At 73.5% G+C, this 19,641-nt stretch carries 18 protein-coding genes; 8 read left to right on the top strand and 10 right to left on the bottom strand.

Annotation, left to right across the window (positions count from 1 at the left end; translation table 11 throughout):
• Nucleotides 1-10 precede the first annotated feature (10 nt).
• The 6 genes from crcB (IE313_RS05220) to IE313_RS05195 form a co-directional block, all read right to left on the bottom strand.
• Nucleotides 11-385 carry a fluoride efflux transporter CrcB gene (crcB, locus tag IE313_RS05220; RefSeq protein ID WP_189929694.1) on the bottom strand — a complete coding sequence of 125 codons (375 nt, stop codon included), beginning with the start codon at nucleotides 383-385 and terminating at the stop codon, nucleotides 11-13.
• Nucleotides 385-735, bottom strand: a complete 351-nt coding sequence (locus IE313_RS05215; protein ID WP_189929693.1) for a DUF190 domain-containing protein — start codon at nucleotides 733-735, stop codon at nucleotides 385-387. Before IE313_RS05215 ends, crcB (IE313_RS05220) begins: the two co-directional genes overlap by 1 nt.
• Nucleotides 732-1,193, bottom strand: coding sequence for a fluoride efflux transporter CrcB (gene crcB / locus IE313_RS05210; RefSeq protein WP_189929692.1), 462 nt, complete (start codon nucleotides 1,191-1,193; stop codon nucleotides 732-734). The genes IE313_RS05215 and crcB (IE313_RS05210) overlap by 4 nt, the downstream gene beginning before the upstream one ends.
• A 309-nt stretch (nucleotides 1,194-1,502) precedes the next feature.
• Nucleotides 1,503-2,129, bottom strand: coding sequence for a TetR/AcrR family transcriptional regulator (locus IE313_RS05205; RefSeq protein WP_189929691.1), 627 nt, complete (start codon nucleotides 2,127-2,129; stop codon nucleotides 1,503-1,505).
• A 5-nt stretch (nucleotides 2,130-2,134) separates the two neighbouring features.
• A complete protein-coding gene (locus IE313_RS05200; protein ID WP_189929690.1) occupies nucleotides 2,135-3,664 on the bottom strand; it encodes an MFS transporter in 1,530 nt (509 codons plus the stop codon).
• Nucleotides 3,665-3,953: 289 nt separating this feature from the next.
• Nucleotides 3,954-4,949, bottom strand: a complete 996-nt coding sequence (locus IE313_RS05195) for an aldo/keto reductase (protein WP_308439138.1) — start codon at nucleotides 4,947-4,949, stop codon at nucleotides 3,954-3,956.
• A 107-nt stretch (nucleotides 4,950-5,056) separates the two neighbouring features.
• Here IE313_RS05195 and IE313_RS05190 point away from each other — a divergent pair, with 107 nt between their 5' ends.
• From IE313_RS05190 to IE313_RS05165, 6 genes are all read left to right on the top strand, one after another.
• Complete coding sequence (locus IE313_RS05190) at nucleotides 5,057-5,965, top strand: LysR family transcriptional regulator (RefSeq protein WP_189929689.1); 909 nt, start codon at nucleotides 5,057-5,059, stop codon at nucleotides 5,963-5,965.
• A gap of 225 nt (nucleotides 5,966-6,190) precedes the next feature.
• Nucleotides 6,191-7,231, top strand: a complete 1,041-nt coding sequence (locus IE313_RS05185; RefSeq protein ID WP_229924384.1) for a slipin family protein — start codon at nucleotides 6,191-6,193, stop codon at nucleotides 7,229-7,231.
• A 306-nt stretch (nucleotides 7,232-7,537) separates the two neighbouring features.
• Nucleotides 7,538-8,476 (top strand): ABC transporter ATP-binding protein, encoded by a 939-nt coding sequence (locus IE313_RS05180; protein ID WP_229924383.1) that lies wholly within the window; start codon nucleotides 7,538-7,540, stop codon nucleotides 8,474-8,476.
• Complete coding sequence (locus IE313_RS05175; protein WP_189929688.1) at nucleotides 8,473-9,324, top strand: ABC transporter permease; 852 nt, start codon at nucleotides 8,473-8,475, stop codon at nucleotides 9,322-9,324. Before IE313_RS05180 ends, IE313_RS05175 begins: the two co-directional genes overlap by 4 nt.
• Before the next feature lie 4 nt (nucleotides 9,325-9,328).
• Entirely contained in the window at nucleotides 9,329-10,738 is a 1,410-nt protein-coding gene (locus IE313_RS05170) for a sensor histidine kinase (RefSeq protein ID WP_189929687.1), read from the top strand.
• A 13-nt stretch (nucleotides 10,739-10,751) separates the two neighbouring features.
• A complete protein-coding gene (locus IE313_RS05165) occupies nucleotides 10,752-11,396 on the top strand; it encodes a response regulator transcription factor (protein WP_189929686.1) in 645 nt (214 codons plus the stop codon).
• An 83-nt stretch (nucleotides 11,397-11,479) separates the two neighbouring features.
• On the opposite strand, the gene ulaA is transcribed toward IE313_RS05165, so the two are convergent.
• Both ulaA and IE313_RS05155 read right to left on the bottom strand, forming a co-directional pair.
• Nucleotides 11,480-13,081, bottom strand: a complete 1,602-nt coding sequence (gene ulaA, locus IE313_RS05160; RefSeq protein ID WP_189929685.1) for a PTS ascorbate transporter subunit IIC — start codon at nucleotides 13,079-13,081, stop codon at nucleotides 11,480-11,482.
• A 14-nt stretch (nucleotides 13,082-13,095) separates the two neighbouring features.
• Complete coding sequence (locus IE313_RS05155) at nucleotides 13,096-13,968, bottom strand: PTS sugar transporter subunit IIA (RefSeq protein ID WP_189929684.1); 873 nt, start codon at nucleotides 13,966-13,968, stop codon at nucleotides 13,096-13,098.
• 151 nt (nucleotides 13,969-14,119) lie between these two features.
• Here IE313_RS05155 and IE313_RS05150 point away from each other — a divergent pair, with 151 nt between their 5' ends.
• On the top strand, nucleotides 14,120-15,133 hold the full coding sequence (locus tag IE313_RS05150; protein ID WP_189929683.1) for a Gfo/Idh/MocA family protein: 1,014 nt from the start codon (nucleotides 14,120-14,122) through the stop codon (nucleotides 15,131-15,133).
• A 132-nt stretch (nucleotides 15,134-15,265) separates the two neighbouring features.
• Here IE313_RS05150 and IE313_RS05145 read toward each other — a convergent pair whose 3' ends face one another.
• Together IE313_RS05145 and IE313_RS05140 are read right to left on the bottom strand one after the other, a co-directional pair.
• Entirely contained in the window at nucleotides 15,266-15,676 is a 411-nt protein-coding gene (locus IE313_RS05145) for an SsgA family sporulation/cell division regulator (protein WP_189929682.1), read from the bottom strand.
• Nucleotides 15,677-16,588: 912 nt separating this feature from the next.
• Complete coding sequence (locus IE313_RS05140; protein WP_189929681.1) at nucleotides 16,589-18,106, bottom strand: DNA-binding protein NsdB; 1,518 nt, start codon at nucleotides 18,104-18,106, stop codon at nucleotides 16,589-16,591.
• Between the two features lie 233 nt (nucleotides 18,107-18,339).
• Here IE313_RS05140 and IE313_RS05135 point away from each other — a divergent pair, with 233 nt between their 5' ends.
• The gene (locus IE313_RS05135) at nucleotides 18,340-19,503 is read left to right on the top strand and encodes an aminoglycoside phosphotransferase family protein (RefSeq protein WP_189929680.1); all 1,164 of its coding nucleotides are present in this window, start codon (nucleotides 18,340-18,342) and stop codon (nucleotides 19,501-19,503) included.
• The last annotated feature ends 138 nt before the right edge of the window (nucleotides 19,504-19,641 follow it).

Below are 19,641 nucleotides of genomic sequence, written 5' to 3'. Positions count from 1 at the left end.
CTGCCGCGGATCAGGCCCACGCCGCCTCCGCGAGTGCGACGCCGGCGAAGGCCGCTCCGAGGCCGGCGCCGACGCTGGCGATGACATTGGCGGCGGCGAAGAACCTCGCCGCCGCCTCTGCCAGCCGCATCGTCTCGTAGGAGAACGTCGAGTACGTGGTCAGCGTGCCGCAGAATCCGGTACCGATCAGCAATCGCACCGAGTCGGAGGCGGCCTCCTCGCTGACGGCTCCGGTCAGCACCCCCAGGATCAGGCAGCCGGCCACGTTCACCGCGAAGGTGCCCCAGGGAAAGACGGTGTCGTGCCGCTTCTGCACCGCCATGTCGGTCAGGTAACGCGTCGGCGCACCGACGACGGCGCCGATGATCACCATCAGCCAGTTCACTACGAGCGCACCTTGTAGCGGCCCAGATAGCGGATGACCTCGCACTCGTCGAGGGTCACCAGGCCCTCGGCGACCAGCTCGTCCAACTGCGGCAAGAACGCGCGGATGCGCTGCTCGTCATCGATGATGACCACTGCGACGGGCAGGTCCTCGCTCAGCGACAGCAGTCGCGAGGTATGGACCAGCGACGAGGCGCCGAACCCCTCGACCCCCCGGAACACCGACGCACCGGCCAGTCCCGCCCTGTGCGCCCGGTGGACGATCTCGGTGTACAGCGGTTTGTGGTGCCACACGTCGCTCTCGCCGATGTAGATCGTCACGCGCAGCGCGCGACCGGTCAGTCTCGTCATGCTTGCCTCCACGTCACGATCCGGCGCGTCGCCCAGGCCGCACTCCACACCGCCACCAGGGCCAGCAACAGCGTCAGCCCCAGGTAGGCCAGGCCCGTGCGGGCCCGGCCGCCGTCCACCAATTGCTGAATGTCGACCGCGTAGGTCGAAAACGTCGTGAACCCGCCCAGCACCCCGGTGCCGAAGAACGGCCGCACCAGCCGGTGCGCCACCCATACCTCACTGATGACGACCATGAACACGCCGATCACCGCACAGCCGACCGCGTTCACACCGAGCGTGGTCCACGGGAGGCCGCCGGCGGCCGTGGGCCACAGCAGGGACGCACCGTAGCGGGCCGAGGCGCCGATCGCTCCGCCCAGCGCCACCACAGCCGCCACAGGAATCTGCGTCCGCCCGGATCCGGGCCGCCGAACGGGGACGTGCAGATCGACGTCCGGGTCGGTGGGCTCACCCATGGCCGGGATATGAGGGGGGTCTCATCGAGGCATGCCTCCTGCTCACCGGGCGCACCCCGCCCTTGGGCGCGCCCGTGATCGCAAGCAAGGACAGTCCGGTGCGGTCACGGCGGGCTCCACCGCCGCGCGGCCGGTTCCCGGGCTGTCGCGGAGATCACGATGTGGCGCCGCGAGGACGACACCCGGCATGACCGCCCGCGCACGGAGTGATTCTCGTACACGACCGGTTGCGGGAGTTGTGCGACAGGCCCGAAGCCGATCACATTTCCGCAGATCGGCGTGCGCAGATGCGGCAGGACTCGGCGGGACTCACGGGATGTCGCGCACCGGGCCACCACCGGGCCACCGCGTCAGATGGGCCTGGACCGCGGGTGCGTAGCGGTCGGTGATGGCGTCGAGTCCGGCCGCGCGCAGCCGGGTGCCGCTCACGATGCCGTACATCACACCGAGGCCGAGCAGCATGCCGACGGCGAGTTCGGCGCGCAGGCCGGCGTCCGGGCCCGGCAGGCGCGCCGCGAGCCGCGCGGCGACCTGGGTGCGGAAGTTGGCGCGCAGGACGTCTCCGTGCTCGCGGTGCAGCGGGGCGAACACCACCCTCAGCAGCGGGTCGGCACCGTGCTCGCTCTGGCTGACCAGGACGTGCCGGACCATGTGCGCGCCCAGCGCGTCCAAGGGCGCGTCGAGCAGGGCGGTCGCGTCCGCCTCGAAGGACATCACCTGGGCGAACAGGGCGTCCTTCGAGCCGAAGTACTTGAGGATCAGCGGTGGGCTGACACCCGCGCGTTCCGCCACCGACCTGAGCGTGATGTCGGCGTGTGCGTGCCGGGCCAGCAGATGGCGGGCGGCGCGGAGGATGGCCGCCCTGGTCGCGCCCGCGTCCCGGCGGCCCGACGGGGCCACGGGCGCTGTGTCCGGCCGGCCGGACGGCACCGCCATGTGCGTCACGCTCCCTCCAGGGTCTTCCCGCCCGCCCCCGCCGGGGCGTCGCGGCCGGCGTCCGCGGCCGGTTCGGCGGCGGCCCCGGGGCGGGCGGCCAAGGAGCCGGCGGGGGCCCCGGACCGGCCCCGGCCGGAGTCCGCGGGTATGGCGAGCGCGGCGGCGCACGCCAGCAGCGCGACGGTACCGGCCATCACGAAGGCCAGCAGGTAGCCGTGCAGGGTGGGCAGCGCCTGCCCGTGCAGCGGCATGGTGTGGTGCACCAGCACGGCGGCGACGGCGGCGCTGCACACCGCCTGCCCGATGGTGCGCATGAGGACGTTGACCCCGTTGGCCGAGGCCGTCTGGTCGCCGGGCACCGCCCGCAGGATCAGGGTCGGCAGCGCCGAATAGCACAGGGTGGTCCCGGTGGAGACGATCGCCGCACCCGCGATGACCGCCCACAGGGCCCGGCTGTCGGCGATGCGCACCGCGTAGCCCAGGGCGATCACCACGGCTCCGAGGGCGAGCGTGACCCTCGCCCCGCGGGCTGCGGAGATGCGTGCGGACACCGGCGAGAACAGCAGCATGATGAGACCGCTGGGCAGCAGGCACAGACCGCTGCCGACGATCGAGAGGCCGAGCCCGTAACCGGTCGCGGTGGGCGCCTGGACCAGTTGGGCGGTCACCAGGGAGTTGGCGTAGAAGGCGAAGCCGGCGAGCAGCGCGGCCAGGTGCGGCAGCGCCACCGCGGGCCGGGAGGCGAGCCGCAGATCGACCAGTGGCCGCTCGGCACGCAGTTGCTGGCGCCACCACAGGGCCAGGACCACGACGGTGGCGCCGAACAGCCCCAGGATCCCGGGGCTGCCCCAGCCCCACTGGCCGCCCTGCGAGACGCCGAGCAGCAGGCAGACGAGCCCCACGGCGAGCCCGAACGCCCCGGCCGTGTCGAAGCGCCCCGGCGAGCGCACTGGTGACTCGCGCACCGCCCACCAGGCCAGCACCAGGCCGAGCGCCCCGAGGCCGCTGGTGGCCCAGAACATCACGTGCCAGTTCGCGTACTGCACGATGAGCGCGGCGAGCGGCAGCCCGAGGGCCGCGCCGATGCCGACCGTGGAGCTCATCAGCGCCACCGCGGAGCCGGTGCGCGCCGCAGGCAGTTCGTCGCGCAGGATGCTGATCGACAGCGGCACGACCGCGGCGGCGGCGCCCTGCAGGGCACGCGCGGCGATCAGCAGCCGGATGTCGGAGGTCAGCGCGCAGAGCACGGAGCCCGCGGTCATCAGTGCCAGCGCCATCAGCAGCACCCGCCGCTTGCCGTACATGTCGCCCGCCCTGCCGAGCACGGGGGTGAGCACCGCTCCGGTCAGCAGGGTGGCCGTGACCATCCACGACACGCTGCCGGCCGAGGCCCCGGTCAGCCGCGGGAGGTCCGGCAGCAGCGGTGCGACGACGGTCTGCATGACGGCCATCAGGATGCCGCCGAAGGCGAGCACCGGAACCGTCATGCGGGCGCGTATGCCGGGGCTGTCGGGCACGGTCGGAACGGACTCCATGAACGCTCCAGCGCAGACGTGGGCGGCGGCCCGGCACCGTGGTGCCGGGCCGCCGAACCGAAGGGTGAACACGAATTCACCAGTGTAGGTGAATGCCTGTTCACCTCTTGTCCGTCCTGATCGGGCCGGACCGCGGTGACGCGGGCCGTACGCCGGCCCCACCGCCCCGGGCGGACCACGCGTCCCGGGTTCCCCCACCGTCCCGGGCACCTCCCCCGTCCCGGACGGTGCACCCGCCCCGCGCGGTCCACCCCTGCCCGGACGCGGCGCGGGCGGCCCTGTCCGGTGGTCAGGCGCCGTCGCCCCCCGTGATGACGGCGTCGATCGCGGCCAGTTCGTCCGAGCCGAACTCCAGGGCACCCACCGCGGCGACGCTGTCCTCGAGCTGGGCGGTGCTGCTGGCCCCGATGACCGCAGAGGTGACGTTGCGCAGCACCCACGCCAGGGCCATCTGCGCCAGGGTCTGCCCGCGGCCCGCGGCGATCTCCTGAAGCGACCGCAGCTTGCCGAGCAGCTCGCCGGTCAGCTTCGCCTCGGTGAGGAAGGGGCTGTCGCCCGCGACCCTGGAGCCGGCCGGGATGCCGTCCAGGTAGCGGTTCGTGAGCAGGCCCTGCTCCAGCGGGGAGTACGCGATGGAGCCTACGCCCAGCTCGTCCAGCGTCTGGAGCAAACCGTCCTCGACCCAGCGGTCGAGCATCGAGTAGCGCGGCTGGTGGATCAGGAGGGGGGTGCCGAGCTCACCGAGGATGCGGGCGGCCTCGCGGGTCTGCTCCGGCGAGTAGTTGGACACCCCCACGTACAGCGCCTTGCCCTGCTGCACCGCCGAGTGCAGCGCGCCCATGGTCTCTTCCAGCGGCGTGTCCGGGTCGAAGCGGTGCGAGTAGAACAGGTCGACGTACTCAAGGCCCATCCGGCTCAGGCTCTGGTCGAGCGAGGAGAGCACGTACTTGCGCGAACCCCACTCGCCGTACGGGCCCGGCCACATCAGGTAGCCGGCCTTGGTGGAGACGAACAGCTCGTCGCGGTACCGCCCGAGGTCGCTGCGAAGCACCTCCCCGAGCGCCTGCTCGGCCGCACCGGGCGGCGGGCCGTAGTTGTTGGCCAGGTCGAAGTGGGTGATCCCGAGGTCGAAGGCGCGGCAGAGGATGTCCCGCTGGACCTGGGCCGGACGGTCGGGACCGAAGTTGTGCCACAGGCCGAGCGACAGGACGGGGAGCCTGACGCCGCTGCGGCCGCTGCGGCGGTAGGGCATGGCGGCGTACCGGTCGGGGTGTGCGGTGTACACGTGCGCTCCTGCTGAGGTGATGAGGCGGTCGCTGCGATCCTTTCGCCGATCCGGGCAGCGGTCCAACAGGAGAATCGGATGAGATTGAGCGGATACGCTGCTGAATCATGGAACTACGCCATCTCCAGCACTTCGTGGCCGTCGCCGAGGACCAGCACTTCACCCGGGCGGCGGAGCGTCTGATGGTCTCGCAGTCGGGCCTCTCCGCGTCCATCCGGGCCCTGGAGCGGGAGCTCGGCGCACCGCTGTTCGTGCGCACCACGCGCCATGTGACGCTGACCGAGGCGGGCCGGGCGCTGCTCGGTGAGGCGGAGCGGGTGCTGGCCGGCGTGCGGGCGGCGCAGGAGGCGGTGGCCGCGGTCCAGGGCGTGCTCCGCGGCCGGCTGGCGCTCGGCACCGAGCAGTGCATCGCGGGGGTCCGGGTGCCGCGGCTGCTCGCCGCCTTCCGCGAGCGGCACCCCGAGGTGGAGATCCGGCTGCGGCAGGCGGGCTCGGGGCTGCTGGTCGAAGAGGTCGCCGCCGGCCGCCTCGACCTCGCGTTCGCGGTCACCTCCGGCGAGCTGCCCGGTCCGGTGCGCACGGTGCCGCTGACCCGCGAGCCGATGGTGGTGCTCTGCCATCCGGCGCACCGCCTCGCCGCGCACACCGGCGAGATCACCGAACTGGGCAAGCTGGACCAGGAGGCGTTCGTGGACTTCCACCCGGACTGGGGCCCGCGCCGCGTCACCGACGCCGCGTTCGCCGCGGCCCGGGCACACCGTACGGTGACGCTGGAGGTCAACGACGTGCACGGCCTGCTGGAGCTGGTCCAGGAGGGGCTGGGCGTGGCGGTGGTGCCGGGGCACTTCGCCCGCAAACCGCAGGCGGCGGGCCTCGCCGCGATCCCGCTCGGGGAACCGGCCGGTATCGGCTACGAGACGGTCGCGGTCCTCCCCCAGGAAGCCGCCACCAGTCCGGCGGCCCGGGTCCTGATGTCACTCCTGGAGCCGGCGCTCCCCACGGGTCAGTACACCTAGCCGGACGGCTCCCCGGCCGGACGGCTCCCCACTCGCCGGGATACCCGCGGCCCGCAGGCTCCGGCGGCACACCGACCCTCGGGCGCCACCATGACCACCCCTGCCCCCGGCAGTGCACAGCCCTGCCGTCCCAGCCCTGCAGCACACACCAGCATTATTGGGCAAAACAGACATATCATTGACAGCAAGGCCGACAACAGCTATTCGGACGTCGGGGGTCCGGCCATGGGTGGTGTCATCGTCGCGATCGTGACAGTGGTCTGCCTGGCACTGCTGTGCCTCGCCTGTTGCGCACGCGTGGTCAAGCAGTACGAGCGAGGGGTGGTCTTCCGGCTCGGCCGCCTGCATGGCTCCGTGCGCGGTCCCGGACTCACCGTGATCCTTCCCGGCGTGGACCGGCTGCACAAGGTGAACATGCAGATCGTCACCCTGCCGATACCGGCCCAGGAGGGCATCACCCGCGACAACGTCACCGTACGGGTGGACGCGGTGGTCTACTTCAGGGTCGTCGACGCGGCCAGCGCCCTGATACGCGTGGAGGACTACCGCTTCGCCGTCTCCCAGATGGCGCAGACGTCCCTGCGGTCCATCATCGGCAAGAGCGACCTGGACGACCTGCTCTCCAACCGCGAGAAGCTCAACCAGGGCCTGGAGCTGATGATCGACAGCCCGGCCATCGGCTGGGGCGTGCAGGTCGACCGGGTGGAGATCAAGGACGTCTCCCTGCCGGAGGCCATGAAGCGGTCCATGGCACGCCAGGCCGAGGCGGACCGGGAGCGGCGGGCCAGGCGCATCAACGCCGACGCGGAGCTGCAGGCGTCCAAGAAGCTGGCGGACGCGGCGCGTGAGATGTCGAAGCAGCCCGCCGCGCTCCAGCTACGACTGCTGCAGACCGTGGTGGCGGTCGCCGCGGAGAAGAACTCCACCCTCGTACTGCCCTTCCCCGTGGAGCTGCTGCGGTTCCTCGAACGCGCCCAGCAGGGGCCCGGCGGGCCCTCCGGCGACGGTCATGGCGTGCTGGGCGGTCCTGGCCGGGCTCCGGAGGACACCGGGCCCGGCCCCGCGGGCTTCCGCGACCTGGGGCCTGACCCGGCCACGGCATCGGGCCCCGCGGAGGGCGACCCGAACGGGGACGCACCGGAGAGGGACGCCGCGGAGGGCAGCGGCCCCACGACGGACGCTCCCGGCCATGAGGACGACCGGGCGGCCCGGACCTCGCACACGTCGGACTCCGGTACGGGAGGCCCGGGGCACCCGGGCCCGTAGTCCGTGACCCCCGCCCGGGGCCGGCCGCCGCCACCCGCGCACGCGGTACGCACCACCGCCGGGACACGGGGCACCCGCCGCACGGTGACGGGCAGGGACGCGCCTGCCGACACGGCTCCCGCGTCTCTCGGTACGGTGTGCCGCGTTCCTCGATGCGGTGCGCCGCACCCCCCGCTGAGGTTTCCCGCACCCCCGGCCCTGGGGGTGTACCCCCAGAAAAAGATGGAGGTCAGCCTCGTTACGCCCCTTTCTCCGGCTCCGTAGCGTGAGACCGCATGAGCACGCCGGCGTGTCGGAGGAGTGGTGATGATCGAGGTCAGGAATCTCACGAAGGCCTACGGGCGGACCGTCGCGGTGGACGCGCTGGGTTTCGAGGTGCGGCCCGGCAGCGTGACGGGCTTCCTGGGTCCCAACGGCTCGGGCAAGTCGACGACCATGCGCATGATCATGGGCCTGGACAGGCCCGACACCGGCGAGGCCCGTATCGGCGGTCGCGCCTACCGCGACCTCGCCTGGCCGTTGCGCGAGGTGGGTGCGCTCCTGGAGGCCCGTACGTTCCATCCGGGCCGCAGCGCGCACCATCACCTGGCGGCCCTGGCGGCCGCCGGAGGCATAGCGTCCCGCAGGGTCGGCGAGGTGCTGGAAACCGTCGGCCTGAGTGCCGTGGCGCACCGGCGGGCGGGAAAGTACTCGCTCGGCACGGCCCAGCGGCTGGGCATCGCCGCGGCGCTCCTCGGCGACCCTGCCGTACTGCTCTTCGACGAGCCGGTGAACGGCCTCGACCCGCAGGGCGTGCGCTGGATCAGGAACCTGATGAGATCCCTCGCCGCCGAGGGCCGTACGGTCCTGCTCTCCAGCCATCTGATCGCCGAGATGGCGCTCACCGCCGACCACCTGGTGGTGATAGGCCGGGGCCGGCTGCTCGCCGACACCACGGTGCGGGAGCTGACCCGCGGCGGGGGGTCGCTGGAGGAGGCATTCTTCCGGCTGACCGGCGGCAGCGCCGAGTACCGCGGCACGGGCGCCGACCCGAGCGCCGGCCTTACTGAGGCGGACTGCGCCCCGCCCGCCACCGGCCCCGCGTGCATCCGCGCGGGGCGCATGGCCCTCACCCCGACCGGCAGCGCCCCGGGCCCCCCGTCCGACGACCGCGCGGCGCACCGCGAGGCTCCGGCCCCGGGGCAGCGACCACACCACGGCGTGCCCCGCCGGGGCTCCGCAGAGCACGAGGAGCGGCACTCATGACGTCACCGGCACCCGCGGGTCCGGCCTCCCCCTCGGCTCCGGCCTCCGTCGGCGGCCCGGCCGAGCGGTACGGCATGCGGCATGCGGCCCGTATGGAGTGGATCAAGCTGCGCAGCCTGCGGTCGACGCCCTGGGCGCTGCTGCTCTCGGCCGCGGCGATGGTCGCCATGGGCGTGGTCACCATGGCCAACACCAGGGCTCCCAGCCCTGACAAGGCGGCCGCCTTCGACCCGACCAACAACGTCCTCGCCGGTGTGGCCGTCGGCCAGTTGGTGATCGGTGTCCTCGGGGTCCTGTTCGTCACCGGCGAGTACGCGTCCGGGTCCATCAGCTCCACGCTCGCGGCCGTGCCCCGGCGCCGGCTGGTGCTCGCCGCCAAGGCCGGCGTGTTCGGGGCGCTGGCGCTCGCCGTCGGCGAGGCCGCCGTCCTCCTCGCCTTCCTCGCGGGCCGAGCCGCGCTGCACAAGGACGTTGCGCACCCGTCGTTCGACCAACCGGGCGTGCTGCGGGCCGTGCTGCTGGCCGGCGCCTATCTCGCGCTGATCGGGCTCATGGGAGTGGGCCTCGGTGCCCTCACCCGGCACACGGCGAGCGCGATCGGTGTCCTGGTCGGCATCGTGTTCGTCCTCCCGGTGCTCCTCGCGGGGCTGACCGGGGTCCGGATCGCGAAGTACTTCCCCACCATGATCGCCGGAAACTCCCTCGCGGTCGCCAAGCCGGTGGCGGACATGCTCTCGCCCTGGACCGGGTTCGCCGTGCTGTGCCTGTACGCGGTGCTGGCGCTGTGCGCCGGTGGCGCCGTGCTGGTCCGGCGGGATGTGCGAGTCGGCGCGGGAACAGGACACTGAGCCCATGCGCGACACCCCCAAGGCGCTCGCCTCGCCGCCGTACGACCCGGCCCGCGGCGAAGCACCGCACGGCGGCCGGCGCCCGCCCCCGCCCGGGCGCCGGGGCCTGGCACGGGCCGTCCTGACCGCGCCGTTCACCGCCCGGGCCTGGGCCGAGGCGGCGTTCTGCCTGGCCGCCTTCCCGCTCACCCTGGCCGGGTTCCTACTGGCCGTCGTGCTGCTCTGCCTCGGCTCCGGGCTGCTCGTCTCGCTGATCGGCGGCATCCTGGGGGCGCTGTTCCTGGTGCTGGCCCTCGCCCTGGCACGGGGGCTGGGCGGAGCGCACCGGGCTCTTGCGCGGTGGCTGCTGGGCGAGCACATCCCGTCGCCGGTGCCGTCGGCCCCGGCGCGGGGCCCGTTCGGCCGCCTCGACGCCCGCCTGCGGGATGCCGCCGCCTGGCGCTGCGTCGCCTACGTCGTCGTCAAGCTGCCGGTGTCGGCGTTCGGCCTGTACGCCGTGGTGTGGTGGCTGACCGGGCTGACCAACCTGACCACACCGCTGCGCTGGGGCCTGCTCGGGCAGTACCCGGGGCACGGCGGCGAGCGCGGTGCGCCCACGCTGACCCCGCTCCCGTTCGGCGGCTCACCGCGGTTCCACACGTTCGGGGGCACCCTGCTCGCGGCGCTCGTCGGGGCGCTCACCCTGCTGGTCGCCCCCTGGCTGACCCGCGCGGTGGTGCTGGTCGACCGGCGTCTGATGCGGGAGCTGCTGGGCCCGGGCACGCTCGCCGAGCGGGTGCGGGACCTGGAGGAGACGAGGGCACTGGCCGTGGACGACGCGGCCGCGCTGCTGCGCCGCGTGGAGCGTGACCTGCACGACGGCGCGCAGGTCAGACTGGTGGCACTGGCGATGAGCCTGGACATGATCAGGGAGGGCCTCGCCGCCGGAGCCCCGGGCGTCGACGTGGACCGGCTGCGCCGCCTCGTCGAGACCGCCCACCACAACGCCACCGAGGCCATCGGCGAGTTGCGCGACCTGGCCCGCGGCATCCACCCGCCCGCCCTCGACGACGGCCTGCCGGACGCACTGGCCACCCTGGCGGCGCGCAGCACGGTGCCGGTGGAGCTGTCGGTGGACGTGCCGGTGCGGCCGTCGGCGGCAATAGAGACCATCGCCTACTTCTGCGCGGCGGAGCTGCTGACGAACGTCATCAAGCACAGCGGCGCCCGGCGGGCGGCCGTCTCCGCGGCCCAGCGGGGCGGCGCGCTGCTGCTGGGCGTCACCGACGACGGGCACGGCGGCGCGGGCCCCGGCCGCGGCAGCGGCCTCACCGGCCTCCGGCAGCGCGTCCGTACCGTGGACGGCACCGTCGACATCCACAGCCCGCCGGGCGGCCCCACGGTGATCACCGTCGAGCTGCCGCTGCACGCGTGAGAGCATGCCGGCCATGCGGGTGGTGATCGCCGAGGACGCGGCCGTGCTGCGGGAGCTGCTGGCCCAGATGCTGAGCGAGCGGGGGCACGAGGTGTGCGCCGCGGTGGGTGACGGCGAGGCGCTGCGCACGGCGGTCGCCGAGCACCGGCCGGACATCACGGTGGTCGACATCCGGATGCCGCCCACCCGCACCGACGAGGGCCTGCGCGCGGCCATCGACATCCGCAGGGACCATCCCGGCACGGGTGTTCTGCTCTTCTCGCAGTACGTGGAGACGCGGTACGCGACCCGGCTGCTGGCGGCGGGCTCGGCGGGCGTGGGCTATCTGCTCAAGGACCGGGTCGCGAACGTCTCCGAGTTCGTGGACGCGCTGGCCCGGGTGGGCGCGGGCGGTACGGCGCTGGATCCGGAGGTCGTCACCCAGCTCGCCGGCGCGGGCCGGGGCGCCGGCGGGCCGGCGGCGCTCACCCCGCGGGAGCGCGATGTGCTGTCGCTGATGGCCGAGGGCCGTTCCAACACGGCGATCGCGCAGGCGCTGACGGTGTCGCCGGGCACCGTGGAGAAGCATGTGGCGGCCGTCTTCAGCAAGTTGGGCCTGCCGCCCTCGGAGGACCACAACCGCCGGGTGCTCGCGGTGATCCGCCATCTCCAGCGCTGAGCGACGCACCCCGGCTGACGGGCCGCCACACCCCGGGACCGGTTGCGCCCGGCACCGCGCGGTGCCTCACCGCCGACGTCCGCTCAGTCCTCGAACGGCGGCGGGGGCTTGGGAGCGCCGGCCGGCGGTGCGATCTTCACCCCGTTCCCGGCCCCGTTCCCGCCCCCCGCGCCGGGGGCCGGGCGCGGCCCGGGCACCGCCGCGCCCTGCCCCGGCGTGCCTGCGGCACCGGGCGGCAGCAGCGCGTCCCGCCGCGCGCCCGGGTCCCAGCCGGTGAGCACCACCCGCTTCTGCACCACGATCGCGGCCGCCAGCACCACCGCGCCGACCAGCAGCATCAGTACCGCACCGCCGGTCCGGCCCGCCTTGGCCGCATTGCCGACGACGGAGCCGAACCAACCGAAGTCCGCATCACCGAAGGTGGTGTTCTCCTTGCCGAACGCGCCGAGCACCTTCAGCAGCAGGGCAGGCAGGAAGGTGATCAGCACCCCGTTGACGAAGGAGCCCACGACGGCGCCGCGGCGGCCACCGGTCGCATTGCCGTAGACACCCGCGGCACCACCGGTGAAGAAGTGCGGCACGAGACCCGGCAGCACCAGGGCGAGCCCGAGGGCCGGATGGAGGATCCAGCCGAGCAGGCCCAGGCTGACCAGCCCGCCGGCGAAACTGGCGATGAAGCCGATGAGCACCGCGTTCTGGGCGTACGGGAAGACGATCGGCGCGTCGAGGGCGGGGACCGCTCCGGGCACCAGCCGCTCCGCGATGCCCTGGAACGCGGGCACCAGCTCACCGAGGATGGTGCGCACCCCGAAGAGGATCACGGCGACCGCAACGCCGAACTGCAGGCCCTGCATCACGGCCTGCATGACGTAGTCGCCCATCCCGCCGGCGGCCGTACCGCCGCCCACCGCGAACGCCCCGAACGCCTTCGTCTCGCCCGCCTTGCCCAGGTACGCCAGTGCCATGACGACGTAGAGCAGCACCATCGACAGGGCGGTGGCGACCATGGAGTCGCGCAGGAAGCGCAGCCCCTCGGGCAGCTTCATGTCCTCGGTGCTGCGGCTGCGGCCGCCCACGAGCTGCCCGGTGGCCCCCGCGGCGACATACCCCGCGGTGCCGAAGTGGCCGATGGCGACGGCGTCGTTGCCGGTGACCCGCTTGGTCCAGGGATGCGCGAAGGCCGGCATGGCGACCAGCATGATGCCGAGCAGCACACCTCCGACCACCACCACGAGCCAGGACGGCTGACCCGCGCTGGCCAGCACCACCGTCAGCAGCGTGGCCATGAACAGCATGTGGTGGCCCGTCAGGAAGACGTAGCGCAGTGGGGTGAACCGCGCCAGCGCGAGGCTGACGGCGAAGCCGAGGATCATCAGCCAGGCGACCCTGGAGCCGAACTGCTGCTGTGCGATGCCGACGATGGCCTCGTTGGTGGGGATCACGCCGTGTGCTCCGGTGGCGCCCTGGATCATCTCGCCCAGCGGCCCCAGCGAGCCGGTGACCAGCGTCGCTCCCGCGTTGATCAGCAGGAAGCCGAGGGTCGCCTTGATGGCGCCGCCGGCGACCTGCCCCGCGGGTCTGCGCAGGGCGAGCAGCCCTGCGGCGGTGATCAGGCCCACCAGGTACGGGGGCTGGCTGAGTATCTCGTCGACGAGGAACGTGGCGGTGGTGACGAGCCAGGCCATGCGGCTGGGCCTCCTCAGACGTCGTAGGTGTCCCGCAGTACGCGGTCGGCCTCTGCGGTGCTGGTGAAGTCCGTGACGACCTTGACGGGTACGCCGACGTCCCCGAGCGCGCTCGCAATCTCCCCGGAGGTCAGGATCGCGACGGCCTCCGCGGCCTTGCCGCGGGCCGAGACGGTGTCGGTGGCCTCCACGGTGACGTACCGCGACCAACCCCAGCGGTCGAGCACCCGTTCCAGGGTGTTCTTGAGGAACAGGCTGGTGCCGAGGCCGTTGCCGCAGACGGTGAGGATCTTGTGCGGCGCGGAGCCGGCGCCCTCCCGCCCGGGCCGCGTACCGGGGGCCGGCCCTGCCGCAGGGGCGCCGTCCACGGGAGTCGGCTCCGCGCCGGGAAGGGGCGTCGGTGCCGCGGGGGCGGACGGCGGCGCCGCGGGGGCGGCACTTCCTGCCGCGATTACGGCCCGCAGCGCCGCAGGGGTCGAGACGTCCCTGAGCGCCTGCGCGAGACCGGGGTCCGCGAGCAGCCGGGCCAGGGCGGCCAGCGCGGAGGTGTGCTCGCGGGCGTCGCGGGCGGCGAGCGCCACCACGAGCCCGACCGGGTCGTTGCTCTCGTGCCCGAACTCCACCGACTCGACGAGCCGCACCCACGACATGCCCGTCCTCAGCACGGCCGGTGACGGTCTGGCATGGGCGAAGGCGAAGCCGGGCGCGACGACGACGTAAGGGCCGTTCTCGGCCACGTTGCGGATCATCTCCGCGGTGTACGCGGGGGTGCAGACGCCGGTCGCGACCATCAGCTCCCCGGCGGCGGTGATCGCCTGCCGCCAGTCGGCCACCCGGGCGTCCAGCCGCACGGCCTCGGCCGCAAGCAGCTCAGTCAGCTCAGCCATGCGGGGGATCCTCGCACGTCCGCGGCCCCCGGCCCAGGCGAGGAACGGTGCGACGTAGCGCACACACACGAGGCGGTTGCCCCGGCGGGCGCCGGGCATGATGGTGGGCCGACGGCGGCGGCAGCGATCCTGAACCGGAAGAGGTGTGCGGGTGAGTGACCTACTGGGGGTGGCCGTGCTCGGTGCGGGCCACATGGGCGCCGACCACGTGCGGCGCATCGACCGGGCTGTCAGCGGTGCCCGGGTCGCGGCGGTCGCCGATCCCGACTCCGCACGCGCCGAGGCCGCGGCGGCCGGGATCGACGGGGTGTCGCTGCACACCGACGCCCTTGCGGCACTCGCCGCCCCGGGAGTTGACGCGGTCCTGATCGCCTCGCCCGGCCCGGCCCACGAGGAGGCGCTGCTCGCCGCCTTCGCACGCGGCCTGCCGGTGCTCTGCGAGAAACCGCTGACCCCCGACTCGGCCGGTGCGCTGCGGGTGGTCGAGGCGGAGGCCGGTGCCGGCCGCCGGCTGGTGCAGGTCGGCTTCATGCGGCGCTACGACGCCGAGTACGTACGCCTGAAGGCGCTGCTCGACTCCGGGCGGCTGGGACGGCCGCTGATGCTGCACTGCACGCACCGGAACGTCTCCTCACCCGCCGGGTTCACCAGCGCGATGATGATCAACAGCTCGGTCTCGCACGAGATCGACGCCGGCCGCTGGCTGCTCGACCAGGAGATCACCGCGGTGTCCGTGCTGCGGCCGCGGCCATCGGCGGGCGCCCCCGAGGGCCTGCTCGATCCGCAGCTCGTCCTGTTCGAGACGTCCGGCGGCGCTGTCGTGGACGTGGAGATCTTCGTCAACTGCGGCTTCGGCTACCAGGTGCGCTGCGAGGCCGTCTGCGAGGCGGGCAGCGCGCGCATCGGCGAGGGGCGCACCATGGTCGTGGAAACGGACGGCAGCGCACGCGAAGAGGTGCCGCAGGACTATCTGGTCCGCTTCGCCGACGCCTACGACCGCGAGATCCAGGCGTGGGTGGACGCCACCCGCGGGGGTCTCGTGGCGGGGCCGAGCGCCTGGGACGGCTACGCGGCGTCCGCGGTGGCGGAGGCGGGTGTACGCGCCCAGGAGACCGGTGGCCGGGTCGCCGTCGAGCTGGGACGCCGTCCGTCGCTCTACGGCTGACCCCGCCGGAGCGGTCCGGGCTCCCCGTTACCGGAGCCCGGGCTCGCGCGATGCGGCCGGGCCCGGGCTCCGGTAACGGGGAGTCGGGCCGGGCACGGGCGGCGTGCGGGCCGTCACGCCCGGCCACGGCCCTCACACCCGGCGGAACAGCTCCGCGAGCCCGCGGTCCACATCGGCGGTGACGTCCTCGCTGCCCACGGGCACCGCGTCATAGGCGTCCAGCAGGAAGCCGCGCAGCACCGCCTCGTCGAACTCGACGAGCGCCATGCCCTCCGGCGCGTCGAATTCGATGACGGTGCGCCCCGGCCCGCCGGGCCAGATGCGCACATCTCCCCGGCCGGCCGGCCCTGCCAGCCCCTCTTCCAGCAGATCCCGGGCAAAGGTCCAGGTCACGGGTGCCTCGTCGATGGTCGCTTCCGAGGGGAAGACCACATGGACGGCCAGTGGATCGACGACGTCGTACCGCAGGGTCACGGTGACGGGCCGCCGGCGCTCCGAGGCGATCAGGCGGACCTGTGCGGGCTGCTGCACGGTGCGGGGCATCGTCGCTCTCCCCTTCCGGTTTCGGTCGAGCCCGTGCGGGGTGCGTCTCCTGTATGACACGGGGGAAGGGGCAGATGTCACGCGAGGGCGCGTGTTTTCTTCCAGCACCTGGCCAACTGCGCCGGTGCACGCCCCGTGACATGGACGTCCGCGGCACGGTGCCCGCGAGCGACGGGGACGAGCAGTCCGCTGCCGGGGCCGTCGCGTCCGGTTCCGGTGCGGGGGCGGTCGCGTCCGGGCCGGGCGTGGATGACGGTCAGGGCGTGGTCGACGGGCAGGGCGCGCCCGCGCCCTGGGCTCCCCCGCTCGGGGCGCCCGCATGCGCCCGTGGCCCTGATACCTGTGGCCACCGCGCAGGAGCGATGGCCCATGGCCCACGAAGAGGGCTTGGGCACATGCCAGACGCATCATCGAAGCGGATTGTGCCAAATCCCTTACAGGGCGTCCCCGGCTGTGCGACAGTCATGTCCGGTCCTTCCCGCAACGCCGGTGGTTGTCGGCCCTGTCCATGGCCGGACGCCGACACCCGGACGGCGCGGAGGAAGGGTGAACCCGTGCCGGCACCGGCCGGGGCGCCGTACCCGTGGGCGCTGCACGACGCCGGTGCCCCGTGCGCGGTCGGCGCGCCCGCCGGGCGAGACCCGTGACTCGCCCGGCCCGCCCCTCCCGGCGGGAGCGTGCGCGGGTTCGCGAGCGAGCCGCGGGGCGCCGGGCACGGCGTGGCGGCGCCCCGCGGCTCCCGCGCGCCGGGACCGGCCCGGCGCGGACCCGGACGAGACGGCTCGGCGTGCCCGGCCCACCGGGAGCACCCGGCCTGCCCGGCAGGGCACCTGCGGCCCGCCGCAGGACGCCCCGGCCCGCCGCAGTCGAGCGGCGGGCCGGGGCGCCCCCGGGTCTTCCTGCGGTTCCGGCTCACACCCAGGCATCACCCTTGGGCGCGTCCGCCTTTTTCCTGGCCGCCGGCTTCGGCATCACGAGATCGATGTCCTTGCGCAGTGCGGCGATCCTGGGATCCGCGGCGTACTGCCCGGTCAGCCGGTACATCTCCCGGAGCCGGTCCCAGGTGCGCTGCGAGGAGTTCGATCCCATCGACACCAGGGCGAGGCGCGCGTACTTCGCGCCCCGCTCGGGTTCGCCGGCGATGAACGAGGCCGAGGCGAACGAGATGTAGTCGAAGATCTGCGACCGCTGCCGCCCCTTCGACCGCAGTGTCAGGGCCTGCTCGGCGTGCTGCTGCGCGGTACCGGCGGCGGACGGCTCGTGTTCGGCGAGGGTGCGGTAGGCCAGGGCCTGCATCCCGTACAGATCCGCCTCGTCGAACATCTGCATCCAACTCGGCACGGGCACGTCGCCCTTGTCGGAGGCGAACAGCTCCTCCGCGAGACCGAGCGTGCGGCGCATCGCCTGCCCCTGGCCCATCGAGGCCTGTGCCCAGGCCTCGATGGTGCAGAGCATGGCCGCGGTGCGGGGCAGGGTCTGCTCGCCGGAGCCGGATCTGGCGAGCTTCATCAGGTCCAGGGCGTCCTCGGGCCTGCCCAGGTGCACCATCTGGCGGGCCGCCCGGGACAGCGCCTCACCGGCCCGCGGCCGGTCCCCGCTCTCCCGGGCTGCGTGGGCCGCGATCACGAAGTACTTCTGCGCCGTGGGCTCCAGGCCGACGTCGTGCGACATCCAGCCCGCGAGTACCGCCAGGTTGGCCGCGACGCCCCACAGGCGCCGCTGCAGGTGGTCGGGGTGCCGGTAGGCGAGCATGCCGCCCACCTCGTTGAGCTGCCCGACCACCGCCTTGCGCTGCAGCCCGCCGCCGCGGGCCGCGTCCCAGGCGCGGAACACCTCGACCGAGTGTTCCAGTGCCTCGATCTCCTGCGACCCGACGGGGGCCGCCTCGTAGCGGTCGAGTCCGGCCGGGTCGGCGTGCAGGGGGACATCGGGATCGGGGGGTCGGGGGGCGTCGGCCGCGAGGGCCGGGTCGGTGTTCAGCCAGTCCTGCATGGCGCTGCTGAGTGCGGATCCTGCGGCAAGCGCGGCGCCCGCGCCCACCAAGCCGCGTCGGTTGAGCATGAGGTCCATTCCCGTGAATTCGGTGAGGACCGCAGCCGTCCGCTCGGGCGCCCACGGCAGTCCGTCGGGATGCTCGGCACCTCCGTCGTCACGCCGTTTCGAGGCGCGCCCGTGCCGGACCAGACCGAGGTCCTCGATGGTCACGACACGGCCGAGTTGCTCGGTGAACAGCACCGCCAGCACCTTCGGCACCGGATCGCGCGGGATCTCTCCCATGTCGATCCAACGCCGCACCCGTGAGGTGTCGGTGGCGAGCTGAGGGTGGCCCATGGCGGCCGCCTTCCGGTTCACCAGCCTCGCGAGTTCACCCTTCGACCAGCCGGCCAGGCCGAACAGGTCCGATAGGCGGGTGTTGGGTTGTCCGCTCACGTCAAGCCCCCAGGTTCTCGGCTGAACCGACACTAGCCCGCTGTCAGTTGCTCGGCGACTATTCGCCAGGGTTCGCCAGGGTCCGCCAGATGGTGTGCCAGTGGGTGGGGGGTGTCAGGTAGGAAAGCGCCGCCCCGGCCCGGCGGCCGGGCCGCACTCCCCAGGGTGCGCAGGTGGCACCGGGCCGGGCGGTACAGGGAATTCGCAGGCACACGAAGGGATCTGTCCTCCCCATGTACGCAGCATCGTCCTCCGTGTCCGCCCCGACCAGGCCGCTGCACCCGCTCACCCACACCCCCAGGGCCAGGGAGGCACCCGTGACGGCGGGCAGCGGCTCCTATCCGGACGCCCCGTACCCGATGGCCGTCGACCGCCGGGTGCGCCGGGTGCCGGGAGTCGGCACCGGACCGCTCAGCGGCCGGATCGACCTGTCGGGGCCGCAGGGCGCGCAGTTGCGTACGGCCATCGCGGCGGTGCATCGGATCTGCCCCGAGTTCAGCCCCGTGCAGTTGCTGCGCCGCAGCGGCCGCTCCGTGCTGCTGGTCGGCACCACCGGGCGCGCCACGGCGGTGGCCAAGTGCTTAGTCGACCACTCCCCGGCGTGGAAGGAGCGGTTCCAGCACGAGATAGCCGTCTACCGCTCCTTCGTGCGCAACCGCCCCCCGGTACGCGTCCCCCGGCTGGTCGCCGCCGACCCCGCGGGCGGTGTGCTCGTGATCGAGCGGATGCCGGGCCGGGCCGCCGCCCTGCAGCGCCACCCGGTGCAGGCGCCGCCGCGGGCCGACGTACGGGCGGCGCTGGCCGCCGTCTGCCGGCTGGGCCAGTGGCAACCCCCACAGGGCACCTTCGGCCGGCCGCTGGACTACGGCACCCAGATGTCCCGCTACTACGAGCTGGGGCTGCTGACCGACCGGGACATGGGCGATCTGCAGAAGCTCCTGCACGGCATCACGCAGTCGGCGGGCCGGCGCGGCGTGCTGCAGTTCTGCCACGGGGACGCCCTGCTGTCGAACATGCTGCTCTCCCCCGCCGGCCCCGTGCTGGTCGACTGGGAGCACGCGGGCCTGTACCTGCCCGGCTACGACCTGGCGACCCTGTGGACGGTCCTCGGCGACGCGCCCCTGGCGCGCCGTCAGATCTCCCAGCTCGCCCAGCTCGCCGGGCCCGCCTCACGGGACGCCTTCCTGGTGAACCTGATGCTGGTCCTCACCCGGGAGATCCGCACCTACGAGATGGCCGTGCAGCGCACGCTGGCCGAGCCCGCCGTCCAGCAGCCCGGCCCCGGCCAACCGGTCGCCGTGTCCTTTGCCGAGGAGCAGCGGCTGCTGCTGCGGCGGCTGCACGACGACTGCCAGTTGGCCCGGCGGGCGGTACGGGCAGCGGTCGGCACCCGCTGAGACACGCGGAAGGGCCCGCGGTGCGCAGGAGACGGTGCGCACCGCGGGCCCTTCCGCGCTCATCCCGCCGGGTCACTGGTCCACGCCGATCATTGGTCCACGCCACTGACGCACCGCAGGCGGTGCGCCCGCCAGCGT

Source organism: Streptomyces sulfonofaciens (assembly GCF_014656295.1).
Classification (GTDB): domain Bacteria; phylum Actinomycetota; class Actinomycetes; order Streptomycetales; family Streptomycetaceae; genus Streptomyces; species Streptomyces sulfonofaciens.
This window is presented reverse-complemented; position numbering and strand designations above follow the sequence as displayed.